Source organism: Nocardia jejuensis NBRC 103114 (assembly GCF_001613145.1).
GTDB lineage: Bacteria > Actinomycetota > Actinomycetes > Mycobacteriales > Mycobacteriaceae > Nocardia > Nocardia jejuensis.
In genome coordinates this window covers 49046-72627 of the sequence record NZ_BDBU01000030.1, presented here as the reverse complement: position 1 = coordinate 72627, position 23582 = coordinate 49046, and the positions used below count along the sequence as shown (strand labels likewise).

17 protein-coding genes are annotated in these 23582 nt (G+C 69.7%); 7 read left to right on the top strand and 10 right to left on the bottom strand.

Annotation, left to right across the window (positions count from 1 at the left end; genetic code table 11):
• Positions 1 to 14: 14 nt before the first annotated feature.
• Complete coding sequence (locus NJ1_RS24240; RefSeq protein ID WP_067698277.1) at positions 15 to 3392, bottom strand: error-prone DNA polymerase; 3378 nt, start codon at positions 3390 to 3392, stop codon at positions 15 to 17.
• Between the two features lie 245 nt (positions 3393 to 3637).
• Here NJ1_RS24240 and NJ1_RS24235 point away from each other — a divergent pair, with 245 nt between their 5' ends.
• From NJ1_RS24235 to NJ1_RS24215, 5 genes are all read left to right on the top strand, one after another.
• The gene (locus NJ1_RS24235) at positions 3638 to 4612 is read left to right on the top strand and encodes an SDR family NAD(P)-dependent oxidoreductase (protein ID WP_067698275.1); all 975 of its coding nucleotides are present in this window, start codon (positions 3638 to 3640) and stop codon (positions 4610 to 4612) included.
• A 200-nt stretch (positions 4613 to 4812) separates the two neighbouring features.
• Positions 4813 to 6315, top strand: coding sequence for an alpha/beta hydrolase (locus NJ1_RS24230; protein WP_067698273.1), 1503 nt, complete (start codon positions 4813 to 4815; stop codon positions 6313 to 6315).
• 46 nt (positions 6316 to 6361) lie between these two features.
• Positions 6362 to 7072: a response regulator transcription factor gene (locus NJ1_RS24225; protein ID WP_067698475.1), complete on the top strand. Its 711-nt coding sequence runs from the start codon at positions 6362 to 6364 to the stop codon at positions 7070 to 7072.
• Positions 7072 to 8379 carry a sensor histidine kinase gene (locus NJ1_RS24220; protein WP_169813195.1) on the top strand — a complete coding sequence of 436 codons (1308 nt, stop codon included), beginning with the start codon at positions 7072 to 7074 and terminating at the stop codon, positions 8377 to 8379. Before NJ1_RS24225 ends, NJ1_RS24220 begins: the two co-directional genes overlap by 1 nt.
• Before the next feature lie 94 nt (positions 8380 to 8473).
• Positions 8474 to 8890 (top strand): MTB12 C-terminal domain-containing protein, encoded by a 417-nt coding sequence (locus NJ1_RS24215; RefSeq protein WP_067698269.1) that lies wholly within the window; start codon positions 8474 to 8476, stop codon positions 8888 to 8890.
• Positions 8891 to 8950: 60 nt separating this feature from the next.
• On the opposite strand, the gene NJ1_RS24210 is transcribed toward NJ1_RS24215, so the two are convergent.
• Positions 8951 to 10990 carry a CocE/NonD family hydrolase gene (locus tag NJ1_RS24210; RefSeq protein WP_067698267.1) on the bottom strand — a complete coding sequence of 680 codons (2040 nt, stop codon included), beginning with the start codon at positions 10988 to 10990 and terminating at the stop codon, positions 8951 to 8953.
• Between the two features lie 233 nt (positions 10991 to 11223).
• Here NJ1_RS24210 and NJ1_RS24205 point away from each other — a divergent pair, with 233 nt between their 5' ends.
• Positions 11224 to 11880: a TetR/AcrR family transcriptional regulator gene (locus NJ1_RS24205; RefSeq protein WP_067698265.1), complete on the top strand. Its 657-nt coding sequence runs from the start codon at positions 11224 to 11226 to the stop codon at positions 11878 to 11880.
• Between the two features lie 16 nt (positions 11881 to 11896).
• On the opposite strand, the gene NJ1_RS24200 is transcribed toward NJ1_RS24205, so the two are convergent.
• The 6 genes from NJ1_RS24200 to NJ1_RS24170 form a co-directional block, all read right to left on the bottom strand.
• The gene (locus tag NJ1_RS24200) at positions 11897 to 12859 is read right to left on the bottom strand and encodes a ferredoxin family protein (protein ID WP_067698263.1); all 963 of its coding nucleotides are present in this window, start codon (positions 12857 to 12859) and stop codon (positions 11897 to 11899) included.
• Positions 12856 to 13416 (bottom strand): YdeI/OmpD-associated family protein, encoded by a 561-nt coding sequence (locus NJ1_RS24195; protein ID WP_067698261.1) that lies wholly within the window; start codon positions 13414 to 13416, stop codon positions 12856 to 12858. Before NJ1_RS24195 ends, NJ1_RS24200 begins: the two co-directional genes overlap by 4 nt.
• A 133-nt stretch (positions 13417 to 13549) precedes the next feature.
• The gene (locus NJ1_RS24190; protein ID WP_245717563.1) at positions 13550 to 14314 is read right to left on the bottom strand and encodes an alpha/beta fold hydrolase; all 765 of its coding nucleotides are present in this window, start codon (positions 14312 to 14314) and stop codon (positions 13550 to 13552) included.
• A 155-nt stretch (positions 14315 to 14469) separates the two neighbouring features.
• Positions 14470 to 16161, bottom strand: coding sequence for a DNA polymerase Y family protein (locus NJ1_RS40650; protein ID WP_422615773.1), 1692 nt, complete (start codon positions 16159 to 16161; stop codon positions 14470 to 14472).
• Positions 16162 to 16190: 29 nt separating this feature from the next.
• On the bottom strand, positions 16191 to 16946 hold the full coding sequence (gene imuA', locus NJ1_RS24175; protein ID WP_067698259.1) for a DnaE2-dependent mutagenesis accessory factor ImuA': 756 nt from the start codon (positions 16944 to 16946) through the stop codon (positions 16191 to 16193).
• A 214-nt stretch (positions 16947 to 17160) separates the two neighbouring features.
• Entirely contained in the window at positions 17161 to 19821 is a 2661-nt protein-coding gene (locus NJ1_RS24170; RefSeq protein ID WP_084478724.1) for an MMPL family transporter, read from the bottom strand.
• Between the two features lie 360 nt (positions 19822 to 20181).
• Between NJ1_RS24170 and NJ1_RS24165 the strand changes: the two genes are divergently transcribed.
• A complete protein-coding gene (locus NJ1_RS24165; protein ID WP_067698257.1) occupies positions 20182 to 21339 on the top strand; it encodes a serine/threonine-protein kinase in 1158 nt (385 codons plus the stop codon).
• Between the two features lie 19 nt (positions 21340 to 21358).
• Here the strand turns inward: NJ1_RS24165 and NJ1_RS24160 are convergent, their stop codons facing one another.
• On the bottom strand, positions 21359 to 22000 hold the full coding sequence (locus tag NJ1_RS24160; protein ID WP_067698255.1) for a response regulator: 642 nt from the start codon (positions 21998 to 22000) through the stop codon (positions 21359 to 21361).
• Between the two features lie 187 nt (positions 22001 to 22187).
• Positions 22188 to 23534 carry an ATP-binding protein gene (locus tag NJ1_RS24155; protein ID WP_084478722.1) on the bottom strand — a complete coding sequence of 449 codons (1347 nt, stop codon included), beginning with the start codon at positions 23532 to 23534 and terminating at the stop codon, positions 22188 to 22190.
• Between the last annotated feature and the right edge of the window lie 48 nt (positions 23535 to 23582).

Genomic DNA, 23582 nt, shown 5'->3' with positions numbered 1-23582 from the left:
GGGGACATCGTGTCTCAGCGGAAGTCTCGGGAGCGGGCCTCTATGCGCAGGTCCATGCGTTGGAGATGGTCGGCTACGACGGTGACCGCGCCTTCGGCGTTCTGCACTCGGCCTCGGATGAGCAGGGCGGGGGCGGATTGGGCCAGGCGGCGGTAGCGAGCCCACAGGCCGACCGAGCAGACGACGTTGACCATGCCGGTTTCGTCCTCCAGATTGAGGAAGGTGACGCCGCCGGCGGTGGCGGGGCGCTGGCGGTGGGTGACCGCGCCGCCGACGAGAACCCTTGTGCCGTCCCGGATATCGAGCAGATGGGCGGCGGGGACGACGCCGAGGGCATCGAGCCGGGGGCGCAGGAATTCGGTGGGATAGCTGTCCGGGGAGACGCCGGTGGCCCAGACATCGGCTGCCGCCAGTTCCAGATCGCTCATGCCGGGCAGGGCGGGGGCGTCGGTGACCGCGCCGGTGCCGGGCAGGCGATCGGGGCGCTCCCCGGCGGCCGCGCCCGCGGCCCAGAGGGCCTGGCGGCGGGTGATGCCGAGACTGCCGAGCGCGCCCGCGGTCGCCAGGGATTCAGCTTGGGGCACAGTCAGTTCCACGCGGCCGGTGAGATCCAGGAACGAGGCGTAGGGGGTGTCCGCACGGGCCTCGACGATCTTCTCGGCCAATTCCGTGCCGATGTGGCGGACCGCGGCCAGGCCCAGGCGGATCTGCATGCCCCGGGCCTCCAAGGTGGCCTCGGCCAGACTGTGGTTGATATCGGGACCGTGCACCGCCACGCCGTGCCTGCGCGCGTCGGCCACCAGGGACTGCGGGGAGTAGAAACCCATCGGCTGCGCACGCAGCAGTCCGGCGCAGAAGGCCGCCGGATGGTGCAGTTTGAACCAGGACGAATAGAAGACCAGGGAGGCGAAGCTCTGTGAATGGCTCTCGGGGAAACCGAAATTCGCGAAGGCGTACACCTTCTCGTAGATGCGGTCGGCCTTCTCGCCGGTGATGCCGTGCAGATCGCGCATGCCCTGGTAGAAGCGTTCGCGCAGTCGCTCCATCTTGTCGGTGGACCGCTTGGAGCCCATGGCGCGGCGCAGCTGATCCGCCTCGGCGGCGGTGAATCCCGCGACGTCCACGGCCATCTGCATGAGCTGCTCCTGGAACAGCGGGATGCCCAGAGTCCGTTCCAGCGAATTCTCCAGTGCCGGATGGTCGTAGTCCACCTTCTCCTGGCCGTTGCGGCGGCGGATGTACGGGTGCACGGAACCACCCTGGATGGGTCCGGGGCGAATGAGCGCCACCTCCACCACCAGGTCGTAGAAGGTGCGCGGTTTCAAGCGCGGCAGGGTCGCCATCTGCGCCCGCGATTCCACCTGGAACACGCCCACCGAGTCGGCGCGGCACAGCATCTCGTACACCGCGGCCTCGGACAGATCCAGCCGGAACAGCTCGACGGTCTGCTCCTTGTGCTCGCGCACCAGGTCGATCATGTAGTGCAGCGCCGACAGCATGCCCAGGCCCAGCAGGTCGAATTTTACCAATCCCGCTGCGGCACAGTCGTCCTTGTCCCACTGCAGGACGCTGCGGTTGGCCATGCGCGCCCATTCGGTCGGGCAGACGTCCGCGATCGGCCGATCGCAGATCACCATGCCACCGGAGTGAATGCCCAAATGCCTCGGCAGACCCTCCAGTTCACCGGCAAGGCCGAGCACGTCCGCCGGAATGTCGGTGTGCTCCTCCCCGGACACCCCGGTCCAGCGGCTCACCTGCTTGCTCCACGCGTCCTGCTGACCGGGCGAAAACCCCAGGGCGCGAGCGGCATCGCGCACCGCGGACCGCCCTCGATAGGTGATCACATTGGCCACCTGCGCCGCGTACTCGCGCCCGTACTTGGCGTAGACGTGCTGGATCGCCTCCTCCCGGCGATCGGATTCGATGTCCACGTCGATATCGGGCGGCCCGTCCCGCTCCGGCGCCAGGAACCGTTCGAACAGCAGTTTGTTCTCGACCGGATCCACATTGGTGATGCCGATGGCGTAGCAGACGGCCGAGTTGGCCGCGGAACCCCTTCCCTGACACAGGATGTCGTTGTCCTTGCAGAAGCTCACGATGTCGTGCACCACCAGGAAGTAGCCCGGGAACTTCAGCTCGGAGATCACCGCCAGCTCGTGTTCGAGCTGTCGGTACGCCCGCGCGTTTCCCGCGCGCGGGCCGTAGCGCCGGGCCGCGCCCATCATGGTGAGTTCCCGCAACCACGAACTCTCGTCGTGCCCGGGCGGCACGTCGAAGGGCGGCAGCTGCGGCGCGATCAAACGCAGATCGAACGCGCACTCCCGGGCCAGGGCGGCCGCATTGGCCACCGCCTCCGGGCTCTGCGCGAACAGCCGCGCCATCTCCGCGCCGGAGCGCAGATGCGCGCCACCGGTGGGGGCCAGCCAACCGGCCATCTCGTCCAGGCTCTGCCGAGCCCGGATGGCGGCCAGCGCCATGGCCCGCCGCCGCTGCGGCGGCCCCGCGAAATGCGCTCCGGTAGTGGCGAGTACGGGCAATCCCACCCGATCGGCGATCGCGACGAGCCGGGCATTGCGCTCGTCGTCCTCGGGGATGCCGTGGTGGGTGAGCTCCACGCTCACGTGTTCGCGCCCGAATCGCTCCATCAGATCCAGCAGGGCGGCCTCGGCGGCGGCATCGCCGCGCGTGAGTGCCTGGCGCACAGCCCCTTTCCGGCATCCGGTGAGCACATGCCAGTGCCCGCCCGCCGCCTCGGTGAGCCGGTCCAGGTCGTAGCGCAGGATTCCCTTCTCCCCCGCCGCCATGTGCGCGGCGGCCATCTCCCGGGACAGCCGCCGGTAGCCCTCCTGTCCGCGCGCCAGCACCAGCAGATGCGGACCGGTGGGATCGGGCGATCCGGTGCGCGGGGCGGAGTCGGTGACGTCGAGCGGCAGCGCTCCCACGGCGGGGGCCTGCTTGCGGCCCCGCCGCCCACCGCGCGGTGCCAGATGCGCACCCGGCCGGGCAGCGGTGCCGATCGAGAGCTCCGCACCGAACACGGTCGGCATCCCCCATTCCCGGGCCGCCTCCGCGAATCGCACCACCCCGTAGAACCCGTCGTGGTCGGTGAGCGCGAGCGCCTCGAGCCCGAGGCGCACCGCCTCCTCCACCAGTTCCTCGGGCTGGCTCGCACCGTCGAGGAAGCTGTAGGCGGAGTGGGTGTGCAGTTCGGCGTACGGCACCACCGGCCCTTCGGGCCGAAGCAGCCCCCCGGCCTCGTATTTCTCCCGTCTGCGCGACCAGGCCGGGCTGTCGCCGCCGTCGCCCTCGGGAACGGGCCGCGCCGGATCGGGTCGTCCGGACAGCACCCGTTCCAACTCCGACCACGTGGGTGGTCCGTGATGCCAGCCCATGACGCACCTCCTTTCGCGACGACCGCAGATGTCGAACATACATTCGAAACCGATCGGTCTCTACGGGGACCCGCCGAGGTGAAACCCACGAATCACACCGGGCTCGAGCGGCACAACCGCACCACCGTCACCGCGTCCGCGGAGCCGCCGCCCACCGGCGCCGGACTGTTGCGCGAGGCACTCTGGCCGTGGAACTTACTTTGGAGTAAGTTCTAGGCAATTCGATCCGCAGCAAGGGAGCAGCGATGACCGACACCACCAACGGTTACCTGGCCCGTCGGCGCGCACGCCGCGACCTGACCGGCAAGCATGTCCTCATCACCGGCGCTTCCTCGGGCATCGGCCTGTCCGCCGCGCACGCCGTCGCCCAGAAGGGGGCGGTGGCGATCCTGCTCGCCCGCCGCGCCGACGAACTCGCCATCGAGGTGGAGAAGATCAACGCCGACGGCGGCACCGCCCACGGTTACCAGTGCGACGTCACCGACGCCGAATCCGTCGATCGCGCGATCACTCTCATCCTCGACACGCACGGTCACGTCGACATGCTGGTCAACAATGCCGGGCGCTCCATCCGCCGGGCCGTGCACCGCTCCACCGATCGCATGCACGACTTCGAGCGCACCATGGCGGTCAACTACTTCGGCGCGGTCCGCATGACGCTGGCCCTGCTGCCGCAGATGCGTGAGCGCAAGGACGGTCACATCGTCAACATTTCCAGCGCCGGCGTGCAGGTCGCCACGCCGCGCTTCGCCGCGTACCTGGCCAGCAAGGCCGCGCTGGACAAGTTCACCGAGGTGACCGCGGCCGAAATGCTCGCGGACAACGTCACTTTCACCACCATCCACATGCCGCTGGTGCGCACGCCGATGATCACGCCCAGCGGCGATCAGGGCGCGCCCACCCAGTCCGCGGAGTGGGCCGCCGCGCTCGTCGTGCGCGCCCTCAGCGAACGCCCGCGCCGCATCGACGTCCCACTGGGCACGCTCGCCGAATACGGCAACCTGGTCGCGCCCGCCATCAAGGAGCGGGTGCTGCACCGCTACTACCGCGCCAACCCGGATTCGGCCGCCGCCAAGGGCGAAACGGTGATCGAGACCGAGACCGACGATCAGGAGATCGCCGAACCTCAGCGCCGCCGCCGTCCGGTCCCGCCCGCGGTCCGGATCACCGGCACCGCCCTGCGCCGCGCGGCGCGCCTGGTCCCCGGCACCCACTGGTAACCGACCCCGGGCCGAACTTCATTGTCGTGCAACGCCTTCCCGCTCTCCGATGAGCGGGAAGGCGTCGTCGTTCCCGGACCGCGCGGATTCTTACACGGTTTTGCCGTCGGCCTGACTTCGCTTTGCCGTCGCTCGCGCAGGATCGCTGTCGACGCCCCGGTGATCACCCGGAGCAGTGGACGACGAAGAGGAGTTTCCAGATGCGCTCAGTAGTGCGCTCGGTGAGCCTGGCACTGGCGGCGGCCGCGATCGCGGGTGCGGTCCTCGGCTGCGGCGGCGAGCCGGCCGCCCGGGTGGCGGCGAGCCCGCAATGGTGCCCGGCCGTGACGGGGCACGCGGTGGATTGCGGTGTGCTGCAACGCCCCCTGGTGACCGGACAGCCGGACCTGGGCACCATCGACGTCAGTTACGCGCTGGTGCGGCACAGCAACGGCGCGGTACCCGCCGCGGGCACCATCACCCCGAATCCGGGCGGCCCGGGGGTGCCGATGATCTCGCACGCGGCCGAGGCCGCGGCCCTGTCCCAGGCCATGCTGGACGATCACGATCTGCTGCTGATCGATCCGCGCGGCACCGGCCTGTCCAGCCCGCTGGAATGCGGCGCGGACAACCGGGACTATCAGGTGGGCACCCGCGAGCAGCAGGTGCGCGCGGCCGAGCGATGCGGGCAGGAGCTCGGAGCGAAGGTCGCGGGCTACACCTCCGCGGCCACGGTCGACGACTTCGACGCCGTGCGCGAACGGCTCGAGATCCCGAAGCTGGTGCTGTACGGGATCTCCTACGGCACATACCTGATGCCGATCTACGCCCAGCGCCACCCCGAGCACGTGCAGTCGATGATCCTGACCGGCGCCTACCCCGCCGATTTCGACCGGTTGCAACGCCCCAACGCGGAAGCGGTATCGCTGACGCTGCAACGCATCTGCGAACGCAGCCGAGCCTGCGACGGTGACACCGCCGTCGCGGACCTGCGCGTCACCGCGGAACGCCTGCGCGCACAGCCGATCACCGTTCCCGGCGAGCAGCCGATCCTGCTCACCGAGGGCATGCTGGGCAATCTCGTATTCGAGGCCGCCACCAGCAATGTGGGCGCACAACCGGATTCGATGACTCCACTGGGCACCCTGCCCGCCGCGCTGCGTGCGTCCGTACGCGGCGACGACGGCCCGCTGCGTGAATTCGTCACCGCCACAACGTCCGAGCCCGGCTACGAGAACATCGACGCCTACATCGCGGTCACCTGCAACGACTACGCACCGCTGTGGTCGGCCACCGCGGACCGCCCGCAACGTGAGCAGCAGTACCGCGACGCGCTGGCCACCGCACCCGGCGGACTGGGGGCGTTCAGCGCCGCCGGCTTCGGCGCGGCCCAGCGGGACGGCGGCGACTCGTGCATCGGCTGGCCCGCGCTCGCGAATCACCAGCGGCCCGATCAGATGACCGAGCCGATGCCGGACGTGCCGGTACTGGTGCTGTCGGGCGATCTCGACGCGATCACCCCGGACGCCAACGGCAAGCGGGCGGCGGCGCGCTTCCCGCACGCCACCTTCCTGTCGGTCCCGAACACCGGGCACGTGCCGGACATGGAGCCCAGCGGCTGTGTCACCGGGATCGTCGCCGAGTTCGTGCGCACCGGAGCCGCTCCCTCCAGCACGTGTGTGGCAAACATCCCGCCCATCGCCGTGACCCCGGTCACGAACTGACCGGGCGCACACCGTGACAACGTCCACCACCACCCAGAATGAGTCCATGGCCTTCGCGAATCCGGCACTGCCCGCGCCCTCGGTGCTCATCGTCGAGGACGATCCGAACGTACGCAGCACCCTCGAGCAACTGCTGCGCTTCGAGGGGTACCGGGTGCTGACGGCCCAGGACGGCCAGGCCGCACTGGAACTGCTCGAGAGCGATCGGCCGGATGCGGCGGTGGTGGACGTGGTCATGCCCCGGCTGGACGGGCTGTCGCTGTGCCGCCTGCTGCGCCGGCGCGGGGACCGGCTGCCGATCCTGGTGCTGACCGCCCGCCACCAGGTCGGCGACCGAGTCGCGGGTCTGGACGCCGGGGCCGACGACTACCTGCCCAAGCCGTTCGACACCGAGGAACTGCTGGCCCGGATCCGCGCGCTGCTCCGGCGCGGCGCGCCCGAGCCCGATATCGCCTCCGGCACTCTGGGTATCGCCGATCTGACGCTGGATCCGGCCACCCGGGAGGTACGTCGCGGCGAGATGCCGGTGGAGCTCACCCGCACCGAGTTCGACGTGCTGGAACTACTTCTGCGCAATCAGCGGGTGGTGCTCACCAGAGGCCGGATCTACGAGCACATCTGGGGTTTCGACTTCGACACCGAATCACGATCCCTGGACGTGTACATCGGCTATCTGCGGCGTAAGACCGAACAGCACGGTGCGACCCGGCTGATCCACACCGTGCGCAACGTCGGTTTCACCATCCGGGAGCAATGATGTTGCGCACCAAGGTGACCCTGGTCGCCGTGACCGCCATCGTCGCGGCGATCCTGGTGACGATCGTGACCGCCTACCGCGCGGTGTCACCGCTGGTGGCCGATCAGATCGATCGCGGTCTCACCGATCGCGCCGATACCGTGCTGGCCGTTCTCGACGCGGGCGCGACCCCGCCGGTGCGCCCGGACGTGACCGAACAGCTGCTGCTGCCCGACGGCACGGTGCGTCCGCTGACGCCCGGCCGAGATCCGTTGCCGGTCACCGACGCCGACCGCGCCGTGGCCCGTGCGGGCCAGGGCGCCAACGAGACCGAAGTGGTCGCCGACGGGGAGACCCACGGCGTGCTCACCAAGGGTCGCCCGGGCGGCGGTGCGGTGATGGTGAGCCAGAACTGGGCCGAGGTCGAGCGCATCGATCACCAATTCCTCTGGCGCACAACCTGGATCACCCTCGTCGCGGTCGCGGTGGCGGCCCTGTTCAGCTGGCTGGTCATCGGCCGGATCCTGCGGCCGATCCACCGGCTTGCCGCGGCCACCAAGCACATCACCAGCACCGGGGACCTGTCCGCCGCCACGCTGCCCGATCCGGGCGGCGGCGAGGTGGGCGATCTCACCCGCAGCTTCGACAGCATGCTCTCGGCGCTGAGATTCTCCCGGGCACAACAGCATCGGCTGGTGCAGGACGCGAGCCACGAACTGCGCACCCCGCTGACCTCGGTGCGCGGCAGCGCCGAGCTGCTGCAGCGGGCGCGCGGGCGGCTCACCCCCGAGGACGAGGCCACGGTGCTGACCACCCTGGTCCAGGAGGCCAGAGCGCTCGATGCCCTGATCGGCGAGCTGGTCGACCTCGCCACCGATCAGCACACCGCCGAAGCGGCCGTGGCCCTGGAGCTTCCGGCCCTGGCCGAGGATTGCGCACAGCGCTTCCGTCGTCGCACCGGCCGCACCATCACCGTCACCGCCGACGATCCGGTCACGGTGACCGCCCGGCCCCAGGGCCTGGCCCGCTGCGTGGACAACCTGCTGAACAATGCCACCAAATACAGTCCGGAGGACACCCCGATCGTCGTGCACATTCATCGAACGCGACTGTCGGTGCGCGACAACGGTTCCGGTATCGACCCGGCCGACATCGACTCGGTGTTCGACCGCTTCTACCGGGCGGGGCGCACCCGGTCCACCCCGGGATCGGGCCTCGGCCTGGCCATCGTGCACGACATCGTCACCGCGCACGACGGCACCGTCTTCGCCCGGAATCGGCCCGAGGGCGGTGCGGAGGTCGGATTCGAGCTATCGCAGCGGAACTGAGAGTCGCGCCGAGTTCTTTTCGCCACCGGAGTATGGACAGCAGCCCAGTGGTCATGAAATATGCTTAGCCTAACCTAGCTCAGGAGATGTGCTCATGATCCGCAAGTTCGTCGCTACCTCGATGGCTGCCGCCGGCCTGCTGCTGCCCGTCGGCGCCGCAGCCATCGTGGCCACCGCCCCCGCCGCCGTCGCCGCCCCCGCCACACCGTCCACCGGTGAGCTGAAGGGCAAGCTGCAGAACGCGCTCAACGGTTCCGGCGCGGAGCTGGAGTCCGGCGACGGCAGCCAGATCGTCAAGGTCGGCCAGATCATCGCCCGCATCCCCGGCTACAGCTGGGACGTCATCGGCCCGGTGAGCGTCGAAGGCGACGTGCTCTCGGCAACACTCAACAGCTGCGCGGGCGGCTCCTGCTTCCCGATCCCGGTGACCTGGAAGAACATCGGCGGCAGCTGGAAGCTCTCGCAGGAGAGCCAGGACCTGCTGGTCAGCTACTCGAGCATGGCGGGCTGAGACCACACGCCGAACGCCGAACGGTCGCACCGGAGCAAGCCGGTGCGACCGTTCCGTCTCTCACCAGCCGGGGCGGCCGCCGATCGGAACGTTGATCCAGCTGGGCGCGCCGGGATCGAGTTCGATGTGCTGTGGGCGCAGGCCGCTCTCGTTCAGCAACGGGCGCAACGGAAGTCCGCGCGGGAAGTTGAACGCGAAGACGTCCACGCGCAGGCGATGACCCGGTTGCAGGACCGCGTCGGTGGCGGTCAGGCCCAGATCCACCTGGGTGGGCTGACCGGGCACCAGCGGTTGCCGGTCGGCGAGGGTGAGGAACGGGTACGGGTCGGTGTAGTCGCCGTTCGCCGAGCGGGTCGATCTGGCCTCGTCCACGGCGCGCAGCGAGGCGGTGATCTGGCCCGAGGTCAGTACCGTCGACTTACCGTCCGGCGCAACGTCGTTGAGCGTCGCTGACCAGTAACCGTCGGTGGCGTCCAGCACCGTGTTCAGGTGCAGGTTCACCGGGCCGGAGATGATGGTCGGCTCGGCCACCGGCGCACCGGTGAAGGTGAGGCCGTTCATCTCCATCGCCCGGCCGTCCTTGGCGCACAGGTCGAGAATGGCGGTGATGCCCGCGGTGATCTGCGCGGAATCCCTGGAGCACAGGCTCATCACGCCGGGCGAGACGGTAAGCCGCTCGGCCGCACCGGGTTCGGCGGTCAGGCTGCCGTCGTGCACGCTGCCGGCGCTGGTGCCGCTGGGCGCGCCGGACAGGTACAGGCGACGGTATTCGGCCTCGCTGCGCGGGAATTCACCGGCGGTGGTCCAGCCCCCGCCCTGCTGGAACAGCGTCACCGGGCCGTAGCCGTCGATGCCGTTGTCGATTCCCTTGAGCCACTTGTCGAACCACGCGCGCTGCAGTACGTCCATGCGGGGCGGAGTGCCGGGCTCGCCCATGCCGCTGCCCGGATTCGCGTGGTAGGTATCGCCCATGACGAGCTGTTTCTGCCCGGGCGGCAAGGGAATCGCGTTGTAGATGCGCGGCTCGGAGTAGGTGAAGATGTCGTGCCAGCCGCCGTAGACGAAGGTCGGTACCTGCACCCGCTCCGGATGTCCGAGCCAGCCGCTGCGCAGCGGGCTGTCGGTCTCCAGAATGCTCTTGAGATTGTCGGGGATCTCCGGGACGCTCTGCACCGTCAGTGCCTGAATGATGTAGTCGAAGAACGTCATCGGGCTCTGCGAACGGTCCGCGAGCCACTTCCAATCGAAGTTCCCGCTGAAGACCGAGGCCAGATCCGGCATCAGTTTGAGCGTGTTGACCGCGAGCAGCCACGGCGGAATGAATCCGAAACCCAGTGCGCCACCGGTGGCGAGCACGTCACGCACCAGGTCGCTGCCCGGCTCCACCGGGAAGATGGCCTTGAGCGCCTCCGGATGATGCTCGGCGGCGTGCATCTGGTTGATCGCCGAGTACGAGATGCCGCTCATCCCGACCTTGCCGTCGGACCAGGACTGACGGCTGGCCCAGTCGATCACCTCGACATTGTCGAGCTGCTCGCGCTCCTGGAAGACCTGCCAGACGCCCTCGGAGAAACCGGTGCCGCGCACATCGGCGACCACCTGCGTGTAACCGCTCTGGATCAGCGTGCGGTCGGCGGTGAACAGGCGAGCCGCCCCGCCCGGAAGCGCCTTGGTGAGCTCGGTGAGTCCGCCGAGGCCGACCGAGGACAGGTCGAAACCGCGCAGGAAACTGCTGAGCACGTCGTTGAGCCCCGGGATCGAGAGCGCCGAGTCGGCGATCATCGACACCAGTTTGGTGTACGGGGTCAGGTTCACGATGGTCGGCAGCGGGGTGTCCACGATCCGGCCCTGCGCGTCCATCGGCCGATAGACGTTGGCCTTCAACACGGTTCCGTCGCTCATGGTGATCGGCACATCCCAGTCGATGTGCACACCGGGATACAGCGGCGCCGCATCCTGAGCCGCCGTCCATGCCGCGCCGAGCGCGCCGGCATCGGGTTCCGCTGTCGCGGCGGGGGTCGCCAGCGCGCCGACGGTCACCGCCGCCGTGAGTAGTGCGAGCGTGCCGAGCACGCGTCCTCTGAGCTTTCCGAAATTCATCCGACCCCGCCGCGTCCTGGAAACATTGCCGTACCCAACGGGTCGTGACTGTAACGGGCGCCACCTCGGTGCGCAATGATGGTGGACGCCACATCGAAATCGCGTCGCGCGTGCACCGATTCGCCGAGCGCTCACGTCATGTACCGATGCGCCAGCACTCACGTCGTGCACCGATGCGCCAGCGCTCACATCGTGCACCGAGCGGCTCACGCCCGACTCGATACCCTTGACATATGAGTCTCGATCCCGCCGTCGACCGCGCCCGGCTTCCCCGCGGCACACACGGGCTGGACCGGACGACGGTGGAGAAGTCGCAGCGCTTCCGGTTGATGCGCAGCGCACTGGAATCGGTCGCCGAGCGTGGATACGCCCCCACCACGGTGGCCGATATCGTTGCCCGCGCGGGAGTTTCCCGCCGCACCTTCTACCAGTTCTTCACCGATCGCGACGATTGCTTCGCCGCCGCCTACGACGAGGCCGTCGCGTACGTGATCGCGACACTGGACGCCGCCACCGCGTCAGCGCCCCGGACCGACTGGCGCACACTGGTTCACACCACACTCGTGGAATATCTGCGGGTGCTGACCGAGCACGGCGAATTCGCCCGCGCCCTGCACATCGAGGCCCTCGCCGCCGGACCGCGCGTGGCCCGGCAGCGCACCGTGCTCAAACGCGTCTTCGCCGACCGGATGCGCGCCGCCTTCATCATCGGCCGCGCGGCGGGCGATATCCCCGCCGAGATCGACCCCGAGTTCTTCGACGCCCTGATCGGCGCGATCGACGACCGGATCCGGGACCGGCTGCGGCTGTTCGAATCCGAACCGCTGATGGAACTCGCTCCGCAGCTGTACCGATTCACCCTGGCGGTCTTCGGCACCCCGGAGCGGTGATCGGCGCGGGCGCCGATCAGGAGAGCGCGTGCACCCGATCCGCGACCACGGCGGTCGCGGGCTTGGGGGACGCGCCGCAACTGGCCTGACGCGGGGCGTAGGCGACGGTGCGGGTGGTGACGAGCCAGCGACGGCCGTCCGGGTGGGTGACCACGGCCGCGCCCGCGAAATCCGCTGGGTCACGCGGGAATTCAGCGTCCTCGGCAGCAGGCTCCACTCGCAGCGAGACGGAATTCGCGTCCCGGTCCGCAACCGTATCGAAGGCTCGCGTGGACGACTCGTCCGTGATCAGTCGGCGCACAGCGATTTCCGCGATCTGCTCGACCGGGGTGTAGCAGCTGCGACCGCGCAGGCCGGGCAGTGAGATCTCACCGCGCCGGGCGGCGGCCACGGTGGCGCGCGCCTGCGCCGGAGTCAATCGGCCGTAGGTGAGGCCGGTGGGCAGGACGATCACGGCCGGGGCGAAGCGGTGACCGCCGGTGTGCGAGCACTCCCACACCTGGTCGGGGTACTCCGCGGCCAGATCGGCGGCGATCGGGCGGCCCAGCAGAGCGCAGCACCGATCGCGCTTGCCGTGCGCACAGACCAGCGTCAGCGGATCGGTGACCGCGGCGCCGAGTCCGGGCGCGGGACCGTTGAGCAGATGCAGATCCAGATCCAGGAGTTCCTTCGGATCGGTGATCTCCAAGCGCTCGCACCAGGAGCCCTCGGGACGCGAGCTGGCGATGAGAACCGTTCGGACGCCGGAGAATTCACTGCGCCCGGGGCGGCGGATGAGTGTCGGCCGCACCCGTGCGGCCTTGGTCCGAGCGCCCAGTTCCGGTGTGATCTCCGGTCCGAGCACCGCGTCCCCGATCACATCGCGCCCCCACGCCCCGGGCTGTTCCACGCACAGCCAGCCGGTGATCCGGGTCGCACTGCCGGGTAGTGGAATCTCCTGTGCCGCAACCGAACACGATAGGCCGGCGAACTCGGTCACAGCGGCTGCCCGTCGATGAGCTTGCGAATCATCTGATCCATCCGCCGGGCCCGCGTCTCCGGACGGACCGCGCTGCCCAGTTGCAGACCCGCCGCGACCCGCGCCTGCACGGGCAGGGTCTGGAAGAACGCCTCCGCCTCCGGATACTTGGCGAGTTCGTCCAGGAAGTCCTGCGGCAACTCGCGACCGTAGGCGCTGTCCCAGCGGCCGTCCTGCTTCGCGCGGTCGATTTCCGACTGCCCCGCCGGATGCATCAGCTCCTGCTCGATCAGCTCCGCCACGATGCCCACATTGCGCTGCGACCACGGACTGCGCCGACGCCGGGGCGTGAACCCGATCAGATAGAACTCGTCGTCCAAGCGGCGCGACTGCCCGTCGATCCAGCCGAAACACAGGGCCTGCCGCAGCGCGCCGTCATAGTCGAGGCTCTCGATCCCCGACCCCTTCTTGGCGAACTTCATCCAGATACCGTCCACCGCGGCGTGGTTGGCCGCCAACCACTGCCGAAACGACTGCTCATCAGCGAAGAACAGCGTAGGACGCTCGAGTGCGGACACGGCTCAACTGTAGATTCCGCCCACGCGCGCCCCACACCCCGGCGAGGCGAACGCACGAGTACGCATCCGTCGAACGGGCACTTGACCGACTTCGAGCGGGTCAGTGGCCCTCAGTAGCCCTCAATGGCAGCCCTCAGTGGCCCAGAAAAGGTAAGACCGCGGATTCGAAGGCCTGGTAGCGGTCGCGATGGATGCTGTGGCCGCAGGCGAAGGGCTGGACGGTGCAGTCCGGGACCGCGGTGCGCAGGTGGTCGAGTTTGTCGGGATCGACCATGCCGGTGGGACCGCCGCGCAGAAAGAGGGTGGGGGCGGTGATGGCCCGCAGGCCCTCCCACCATTCGGGGTGGGGCTTGCGGAACTGCTCCAGGGCCGAGGTGGTCATGGAACGGTCGAAGGCCAGCACGGCGCGCGGATGGCGCAGCAGGCTGGTGGTGGCGTGCCAGAGCTCGGCAACCGACGGCAGGCGGCGGGTCAGGGGGACCTGTTCGTCGCCCGACCGCAGCGGCAGGGGCTGCTCCTCGATCACCAAGCGGCGCACCAGGTCCGGGCGTTGCATCGCCGCCCAGGACGACGCGAAGCCGCCGAGGGAGTGGCCGATCAGGTCCACCGACTCCACGTCCAGGCGCTCGCACAGGCGCAGGATGTCGGCCCCGAACTCCTCGAAGAGGTAGGAGTCGGCGTGCGCGCTGTGACCGTGCCCGCGCAGGTCGGGAATGACCACCCGGCGACCCCGGCGCATCAGCTGCGCGGCGAACCGGTCCCAGGTGTGGCCGTCGCCGCCCATACCGTGCACCAGCACCACGGGGGTATCGCTGTGCGCATGACCGGCCGCCGCCCCCGAATCCCGGTAGGCGATCAGCACGTCGTCGAACTCGACCCGGGTGACCGTCAACTCCACGATCAACCAGACTACGGACCGGCCCACAGCGCCGCCGCAGGGTGTGCGCACCGCCATAGCCCGGCCTCCGGATCAGGGGACCGGACCCCGCACTGTCGAGGGGACGGCGAACTCCGGGTCCACCCGGGCGCGGCGGCGACGTCCCACAGCGCCGCTCACTCGTACAGCCCTTCCACATGCCAGGCGTCGTCGTAGCCGAGCAGCAGCAGGGCGCGGTTGTCCTCCTCGAGCAGGACTTGGGCGCGGGCGGCGAACCCGGGCCGGCCCCGGGGCGCCCACCAGTGGGCGTCCAGCGTCCAGGGCCCGGCCCAGCCGATCAGTTTCCAGCTGCGGCTCCCCCAGCGCAGCAGCGTCGGATCCGCCGTGAACAGACCACGCTCGCTCACCCACACCGGCTCTCCGGCCGCGTCCTGCAACCGCACCCGCGGCCGATGCGCCGGCACCACGGCCGGCGCGGGTTCCGGCAGCCGGCCCGGCCACGGCTGGGCCGGATCCGCCGCGGGCACCGGCTCGTCCCCCAGCGGGACCATGGTGACCCGCTCGGCCGGTCCGCGCCCGCCGCTGAGCACACCCAGCCGCACCGCATCACCGCCCAGCAGCCCCTGCACCCGGATCAGCGCCCGCCGCGCCCGCTCCTCGTCCTGTCCGACCCCGCCCCACAGCCCCAACTGCAAGGCCCCGGCCGAGACGACCTCGATCGGCTCCAGTCGCAGCAGGGTTATCGGCGCGGTCGGCCCGTCCCCGCGAAGCCATTCGGCCTCGAGTGCGGGATCGGGATCCGGATCACGCCAATCCCGTTCCCCGCCAAGGGTATCGGACCGATACGGGCGACCGGCCGGCGGGCGGCGGGTGCTCGGGGCGCGGCGGGTCAGCCAGCCGTCGAGTTGCCAGCGGATGCGGTCGGCGGTGCTGTCGGGGGTCAGGGGTTCCGCGCAGCGCCAGATGCGGGAGAGTTGTTCGCCCGCTTCGGTTTCCGCGTAGATGGACAGGCGGGTGCACGCCACCGAGGCCGCGGACAGCACGGCGTGCAGTTCGGTGGCGAGCATGCGGCCCGCGAAGGCGGCGGCGTCGATGCGGTCGATCGGCGGATCGCAGCGGTAGTCCACGATCAGGTCGGGGGCGGGAGTGCTCACCGAGGGCGGGCGCTCCGGGACGGCGCGCGCACAGCGGTGTGCGGCAATGGCATCCGCGCCGAAGCGCGAGGACACCTCGGCCGGAGTGAGCGCCGCGAAATCGCCGATCCGGCGCAATCCCAGGCGGTGCAGCAGATCGACCAGCTCACCGCGCTGCGGCGCGGCCAGGGCGGGTTCCACCGCCAACTCGGAAACCGGCAGCGGCGCAAGGAATTGCGCGCCCCCGCCCGGCGGCACGATGGTGGAGCTGCGTGCCGCGAGCACCGCCGTGGAGAGCTCGTCCGCGATCCCTATCTGACATTCCGCCCCGGCCGCCGCCACCGCGTCCATCAGCCGCTCCGCCGCCGCCTCCTCCGACCCGAAGAACCGCGCCGCGCCGCGCGCCGCCAGCACCAGCAGCCCGGGCCGCAGCACCTCGACCCCGGGCACCGTGGCATCGACCGCCGCGACCACAGGCTCGAAGAACCGCGCGTCGCGTTCCGGATCATCGTGCGCCACAAGCAGATCCGGGCATCTGCCCTGCGCCTCCCGTCGCCGCAGTCCCCGCCGGACCCCCTCGGCCCGGGCCACCGCCGAACACGCGACCACCAGGTTCGCCGAGAACACCGCCACCGCCCGCGTCACCGGAGCGCCGGCTTCCGCTGCCGCCGCCACCGCCGGCCAATCCAGGCACCACACCGCCAGCACCCGCGAACGCGACGCCGTCACACCCACCCCGCCATCACGCTGCCGACAGGCGAACGTCAGGAGACGGCATGACGGAGCGGGAGGGCGGGGGTCGCGGCGAGGGGCTCGGTTTCGATCCATTCGGTGCGGCCGTTGCGCGGGCACAGATCCAGGCGACCGGTGCGGGGCTGGGCGGACCGGCCGCGCACGGAGACGTTCAGGCCCACGGTGCGCAGGCGGCCGCAGCCACGACCGAGCCCGCCGTAACCGGCCACCTCGGTGTCGATGCGCAGGACGGGACCGGCCCAGGAGCCACCGGTGACGATCAGGGTGGAGCTCTTGCTGCGGGCGCGGGCGCTCAGGACCCGGGTGCGCGAGAGCGGCACCGAGGCGCCGTTCAGACCCAGCACGACCAGGTCGAGACCGTCGAGCAGCACCGAGGCGACCTCGAGCGGATCCGAGCCGGGGTCGGTGACCACGGCCAGGCGATCCAGGCGCGCGCCCATCTCGGCCGCGGCCAGCAGACCGAGGCCGGGCAGGCCGAGGACCGCCGCGTACCCGCCGGCGCCGGTCACCGCGGCCAGCAGACCGGACAGCAGCGAGCTCGCCCCGGCGTAGGCCACCACCGAGCCCTTCACCACACCGCCCTCGGGCAGCAGATTTTCGAGAGCGGGCGGCACCGGCAGCGGTTCCCCGCGCAGCGGGTTCCCCTCCGGACCGACCCGCGCCACCGGCACCCGGGTGGACGCCTCCGCCCCGCGCGCGGGAACCGCGGCCATCCGCCGGCGCAACTCCGCGAGCTGCCGCTGTTTCGCTTCCCCAGCCGAACCCATCTATCGACCACCTCTCTCAACCGATGGGGACCGGCCGGTACAAGCTCCCGAACTCCGCGAAAGGGGCGATTCGAGAAATCCAGCACCGGTCCAGCTACCTGACATAATCGAATATACGTTCGATCAATGCACAGTAGAACTCGAGCCCGGGCACGCGTCAAGCACCAGTGGCGTACACCTCGCGTTTCTCCCTCGCACGGTCCGTGCGAGTCCGCTACCTGCGAAGAGGCCGCGTCCAGGTCTCGGCGCTCTCCTCCCGCACGGTGCGCGGCGGACGCGGCGTCCGAGGGCGGGGGCGCCCACCCGGCTCGACCCCTGTCCGGGTGCCGGAACCGTCGGCCGCAGGGGCGCGGGAACCATCGGGCGACCCGACACCGGAACCGCTCGCGGACCCGGCGTCAGCCGAACCCGCGACGGTGCCGCCCATCGACCCGCTACCGGAATCGCCCACCGGTCCGGCCGCCGAACCCGCGCCGGAACCGCTCGCCGGACCGCCGGAGTCCGCGGCGGAATCAGCGGCCCGTCCCGCCGCACGGCGCCCGGCCCATCGGGCGACCCGCCCCGGCGCACGAGCGCCTCCGGGCACACGACCCGCACCCGCCGACCCGGCCGAGCCGCGCATGGGCTTGTCCACGATGATCGCGCCGATCGCCTCGGTGACCGGATCGGTGATCGGGGTGGTCTTCACCAGATCGATGACCTCACCACCCGGATGTTCGTGTGCCAGAACGGGTTCGCCGAGTCCGGTCCGGCGCTGGATCTTCTTCATCCACTCCGGAGCCCACCAGCAATCGTCCCCGAGCAGCTTCATGGTCGCGGGCACCAGCAGCATGCGCAGCACGGTGGCGTCGATGAACAGCGCCGCGATCATGCCGTACGCGATGTACTGCATCATCACCAGATCCGAGAACGCGAACGCCCCGGTCACCACGAGCAGGATGAGCGCGGCGGCGGTGATGATCCGCCCGGTGTGCGCGGTGCCGATCCGCACCGCCTCGGTGGTGGACGCGCCCGCCGTGCGCGCCTCGACCATGCGCGACATCAGGAAGACCTCGTAGTCGGTGGAGAGTCCGTAGATGATCGCGATGATCAGCACGAGCACGTTCGCCTGCATCGGCTGCGGCGTGAAATTGAGCAGCCCCGACCCGTGCCCGTCGACGAAGATCCAGGTCAGGATGCCGAGGGTCGAGCCGAGCCCGAGCGCGCTCATCAGCGCGGCCTTGATCGGCAGCACCAGCGATCCGAAGGTCAGGAACATCAGCATGGTGGTGACGAGCAGCACCAGCCCCACCATCAGCGGAATCCGGATCAGCAGCGCGTCGATGGTGTCCTTCTGGATGGCCGGGATGCCGCCGACCATCATCTGCACCCCGTCGGGCAGTTCGATCGAGCGCAGGTACTCGACCGCCGCCCCCGCGGCGTTGACGTCCTGCACGCTCGCCTTGGTGCGATAGACGTTCGAGAGCACCGAGGAGCGCGCGGGAACCTCGAATTGTGTTGTCAGACCGGGTGCTTCGTCGGCCTGCTTCCAGATCTTGCCGACGGCGGTGCTGTCGCCCGAGATGAAGATCAGCTCGATCGGATCGGAGCTGCGCGCCGGAAAGAGCGTATCCATCTGCTCTTTCGCCAACCGCACCTTGTTGTCCGGCGGCAGATACTTCTCACTGAGCCCGCCGAAGATCAGGTTCTGCATCGGCAGGATCAACAGGATCAGCGCGATGCACAGCGAGACACTGATCTTCACCGGATGCTTCATCACCCAGACCGTCGAACGTCCCCAGAAGCCGTTCTCGATCTCCTCGGCGGACTTGGCCTTGCGGAATCGCTCGAGCCCCAGCGCATCCACCCGCTTGCCCAGAATGCCGAGCGCGGCGGGCAGGATCGTGATGGCGGTCAGCGCCGCGAGCGCCACGGTCGTGATCGCGCCGTAGGCCATGGATTTGAGGAATCCCTGCGGAAACAACAGCAGGCCGCCGACACTCGCGATGATCATCGTCGCGGAGAACACCACGGTGCGCCCGGCGGTCATCACCGTGCGGCGCACCGCGGCCCGGGTGTCGTATCCCTCGGCGACCTCCTCCCGGAATCGGCTCACGATGAACAACCCGTAGTCGATCGCCAGACCGAGGCCGATCATCGTCACCACCGAGGAGACGAACGAGTTCACCTCCGCGAAATTGGTGAGTATGCGGACGATTCCGAGCGCGCCGATCATGGTCAGGCCGCCGATGGACAGCGGCAGCGCGGCCGCCACCACACCGCCGAAGATGAAGAACAGCAACACCCCTACCGCGGGCAGCGCGATGGCCTCCATGCGGCGCAGGTCGTCCGCCATGGTGTCGTTGAGGGTGCCCGCGATCGGCTGCAGGCCGCTGACCTGAACATCCAGGCCCGGAATGAAGAAGACGTCCTTGACTTTTCGATAGTTGCGCACCATGTCGGTGTCGTTGTCGCCCCGGATGGCGATCAGGGCGATGCCGCTCCTGCGATCCTTGGTGGCCGCGGCCTGCCCGCTCGCCTTCCCGGTCTCGGTCTTCCAGTACGCGAGGTTGATTCCGGAGATCTGATCCGGATGCTCGCGCGGGAGGCGGTTCAGATTGTCGATGACGGTGCGGCTGAACGCGGGATCATCGACGGTCTTGCCCTCGGGCGCGGTGTACAGCACCGCGACGTCCACATCGTGATTGCGGCCGAACGCCTCGTCGGCCAGACGCGCGGCCTGCGAGGACTCCGACCCCGGATCGTCCAGACCGCCGGAACTGAGGTGGTCCTCGAGCCCGAACCCGTACGCGCCCAAGGCGAGCAGACCCGCCACCGCGATGCCGATGACTCCGAACCGCAGGCGATAGACCACATCGCCCCACCACGCGAACATCTAGAGCGCACCTCGTCCGGAATCGCGATCGGCCGTCGTCTCGAGATCCATCAGAACGGAACTCCCTTCACATCGCCCGCACAGACGCGGAATCCGGGTCCAAACGTACCGGGGTACAGCGAGATGTCCGATCGGACAGAGGATTTCGCCGTCCCGATCACGCTCCGGCAGCCTCCGGGCACCGCTCCGGCAAACCTGCCGACAACACGCTGATCGGTGACGATGAGCCCGAACGATCGGGGCCGGATGCCGTGATCAGAGCCTCGGCAACCCGCCGCCCCGGCCACACCGCACGGCACCCGCGCCGAGCGCCCGCACGGCAGTGGCGCAAACCTCGGGCTTCGAACCAGGCCAGTCAGGATGGTTTTCCGCTACCCTGCACCCGTGACCGAACGCGCCCATCCCATCGTCGGCCCCGATTACCTCGTGGCCGGTCGTTACCGTCTGCAGTCCAAGCTCGGTGGCGGTGGCATGGGCGCGGTATGGCTGGCGCACGACCGCCTGCTCAAGCGTGATGTCGCCGTCAAGCAGGTGCTTTCCACCGCCGGCCTCAGCGAGGACGAGGCGCGCGAGGTGCGCAGCCGGATCATGCACGAGGGCCGCGTCGCGGCGAAACTCTCGCACCAGCACGCCATCGCGGTGTACGACGTGGTGCTCGAGGCGGGCGAGCCGTGGCTCGTCATGCAGTACCTGCCCTCCCGCAGTGTGGCCAAGGCGCTGGCCCTGGTCGAGCGGCTCTCACCGATCGAGGTGGCGCAGATCGGCGCTCAGGTCGCCGACGCGCTGGCCACCGCGCACGCCGCGGGCATCACGCATCGAGATATCAAGCCCGGCAATATCCTGGTCGCCGATCGCGGCGACGAGGTCGGCATGGTGAAGCTCAGCGACTTCGGCATCTCCAGCGGCGCCAACGACGCCGAGGAGGTCGGCGACGTCATCACCGGCACCCCCGCCTACCTGCCGCCGGAGGTGGCGCGCGGCGCGCGGCCGACCAATGCCAGTGACGTATTCTCGCTCGGCGCAACGCTGTACACCGCCATCGAGGGCCACCCGCCCTACGGTTTCGACGAGGACAGCGACGTGATCGTGGAACGCGCCGCGATGGCGCAGATCATTCCGCCCGAGCGCAGCGGCCCGCTCACCGAGGCGCTGCTGCACATGATGGAGCCGTCGCCGCAGCGCCGCCCCACCATGACCGAGGCGCGCAACGAAATCCTCACGGCCGCATTCGGTCCCGGCACCGCGCCCTACATCCTCAGCGCGCCCGTGCGCACCGAGGACGGCACGATTCCGGCCTGGGCCGCCCGCAATTCGGCGGCCGGACTGCGCAGCCCGAACTCCAGCCCGCTGCCCCGGCCGCAGCGTCAGCCGGCCGCGGCACCCGCTGCGCCGCAACGCACCAGCAAGCCCAAGGGCATCGACTTCAGCAAGCTCGGCCCCAACGCGGGACCGCTCGCGGTGGCGATCGGGCTGCTCATCGGCCTGTTGATCATCATCCTGATCCTGGTGGTGCTCTGACCGTCGCCCCGGGACTTCATCAGTCGATGCGGCGGCGATGAGCCCAGCGGGTCAGGGCGTTTCGGTTCGACTGCTGCGTCTTTCGCAGCACGTTCGACGCGTGCGTCTCCACCGTCTTCACCGAGATGAACAGTGATTCGGCGATTTCGCGGTAGGTGTAGCCGCGCGCCAGCAGCCGCAGCACCTCGAGCTCACGCGGGGTGAGCGAGTCCAGCTCCGGATCCAGCGGCGGCTCGGGCACTGGCGATCGACCGGTGAACGAGTCCAGCACGAAGCCCGCCAGGCGCGGGCTGAACACCGCGTCCCCTCCCGAAACGCGCCGAATGCCGTCCGCCAGTTCGGGTCCCGAGATGGTCTTGGTGACATAGCCGCGCGCGCCCGCCCGGATCACCGCGATCACGTCCTCGGCGGCATCGGAGACGCTCAGCGCCAGGCACACCGGGCCGGACTCGATGCCCTGCAGCACCGCGACGCCGCCGCCGTCGGGCATATGCACATCCAGCAGCACCACATCCGGTGTGGCGGCCTTGATTCCGGCGATGGCCTCGGCCACCCCGCCGGCCTCGCCGACCACCTCCATATCGGATTCACGACTCAGTTCGGCCCGCACCCCCGACCGGAACACGGCATGGTCGTCCACCAGAAAGACCCGGACACTCACCTGAGGCTCCTCACCCTGACGCCGATTTCACCCACATCGGTACCACATTTCCCGAGCGACGCACGTGCGACGCCGGACTCCACCGCACCGCTCGCCCGCCGGGGCAGCCAGACGGACTGTTCGCCACGGCACCCCGATCGACCATCCCCGTGCCGTGGCGATGCCGGGGCGACCTTTCGCGAAGATCTCACGCCGAGGGGCCCGCCCCGGTGTCATCGGGTGTGCGCCCGTCGCTCTCGGCCTCCCGATCCACCGACGGCCCGGTGGGCTGCACCACCAGCCGGTCCTCGCCACCGTCGGTGCGCGGCATGATGATTCGCACCTCGGTACCGCGACCGGGGGTGGACTGGATCTCCACATGCCCGCCCCGGCGCTCGATCCGCGCGTGGATGGATTTGGCCAGACCCTGCCGGTCCGAGGGCACCAGATCCGGATCGAAACCCTTGCCGCGGTCGCGGACGAACACGCTCACCTGATGCGGTTCGGTCTCGGCGAACAGGTCGATCGACGGCACGTCGGCGTGTTTGGCCGCGTTGACCAGCGCCTCCCGCGCCGCGCCGAGCACCGCCGTGAACTGTTCCTTGCCGAGGCCGACACCGCTGTCGTCGACATCGATGGAGACGTCACCGACGGTCACCGGCGTCACCTTCACACCGTGCTGATCCTCCACCTCGCCCGCGATGGTGCGCAGTGCGACAACGAGACTCGACTGCGCCGGACCGGCGTCATCGAACAGCCACTTGCGCAGTTCGCGTTCCTGGCTGCGGGCCAGGCGCACCACCTCCTGCGGATCATCGGCCTGGCGCTGGATCAGAGCCAGCGTCTGCAGGACCGAATCGTGCAGGTGCGAGGCGATCTCCTCGCGCTCCTCGGTGCGAATACGCGCGGCGCGTTCGGAATTCAGCGCCCGCACCATGCGCAGCCACAGCGGCACGGTGAGCAGTCCCGCGCCGACCAGCGTCACCGCCACCGCGAGCATGGCCGACCCCAGCGAACTCAGATCGATGCGGGCCAGCACCACCACGCCGAGGCCGATCACGATCAGCGTCGCACCGCCGACGATGCGCGCCCAGGTGACCACGTTCGGCCGGGCGGGCAGTCCGATGACGGATCTCGGTCCGTCCGCGTCGAATTCGCGCCACACCAGCGCCGCGCCGATGGCCACCACGATGATCGGGCCGACCACATGCGCGGCTGTGCCGTTGAACAACCACGCCATCGCCACCGACAGCGCCAGACCCAGCAGCGCGAGCCCCACACCCTGACGCCGCTCCTTCGCCGAGGGTGGTCCGGCGTCGCCGCCGCCCGGGGTGAAGATCCACAGCATGCCGTAGGCGACCAGACCCGCGCCCATCAGCGCGGACAGCAGCACGAACGCCATCCGCACCTTGAACACGTCCATGCCGAGATGATCGGCGAGCCCGCCCGCCACCCCGCCCACGATCCGGCCACCCGACCGCCGCACCAATTTCGGCGTCCGCGCGACGGGAACCGCCCCGCGGGCAGGGTCGAGTAGAGGTGGGGACGGGTACATGCCCTCGATACTGGCACGCCGCACCGACCGGCGGCATCGGGAAACACC

Coding starts and splice junctions, on each gene's coding strand:
- NJ1_RS24240 (WP_067698277.1), bottom strand. CDS start 3,392: ATGGGCTGGCATCACGGACCACCCACGTGGTCGGAGTTGGAACGGGTG.
- NJ1_RS24235 (WP_067698275.1), top strand. CDS start 3,638: ATGACCGACACCACCAACGGTTACCTGGCCCGTCGGCGCGCACGCCGC.
- NJ1_RS24230 (WP_067698273.1), top strand. CDS start 4,813: ATGCGCTCAGTAGTGCGCTCGGTGAGCCTGGCACTGGCGGCGGCCGCG.
- NJ1_RS24225 (WP_067698475.1), top strand. CDS start 6,362: ATGGCCTTCGCGAATCCGGCACTGCCCGCGCCCTCGGTGCTCATCGTC.
- NJ1_RS24220 (WP_169813195.1), top strand. CDS start 7,072: ATGTTGCGCACCAAGGTGACCCTGGTCGCCGTGACCGCCATCGTCGCG.
- NJ1_RS24215 (WP_067698269.1), top strand. CDS start 8,474: ATGATCCGCAAGTTCGTCGCTACCTCGATGGCTGCCGCCGGCCTGCTG.
- NJ1_RS24210 (WP_067698267.1), bottom strand. CDS start 10,990: ATGAATTTCGGAAAGCTCAGAGGACGCGTGCTCGGCACGCTCGCACTA.
- NJ1_RS24205 (WP_067698265.1), top strand. CDS start 11,224: ATGAGTCTCGATCCCGCCGTCGACCGCGCCCGGCTTCCCCGCGGCACA.
- imuA' (WP_067698259.1), bottom strand. CDS start 16,946: ATGGGTTCGGCTGGGGAAGCGAAACAGCGGCAGCTCGCGGAGTTGCGC.
- NJ1_RS24170 (WP_084478724.1), bottom strand. CDS start 19,821: ATGTTCGCGTGGTGGGGCGATGTGGTCTATCGCCTGCGGTTCGGAGTC.
- NJ1_RS24165 (WP_067698257.1), top strand. CDS start 20,182: ATGGTTTTCCGCTACCCTGCACCCGTGACCGAACGCGCCCATCCCATC.
- NJ1_RS24155 (WP_084478722.1), bottom strand. CDS start 23,534: ATGTACCCGTCCCCACCTCTACTCGACCCTGCCCGCGGGGCGGTTCCC.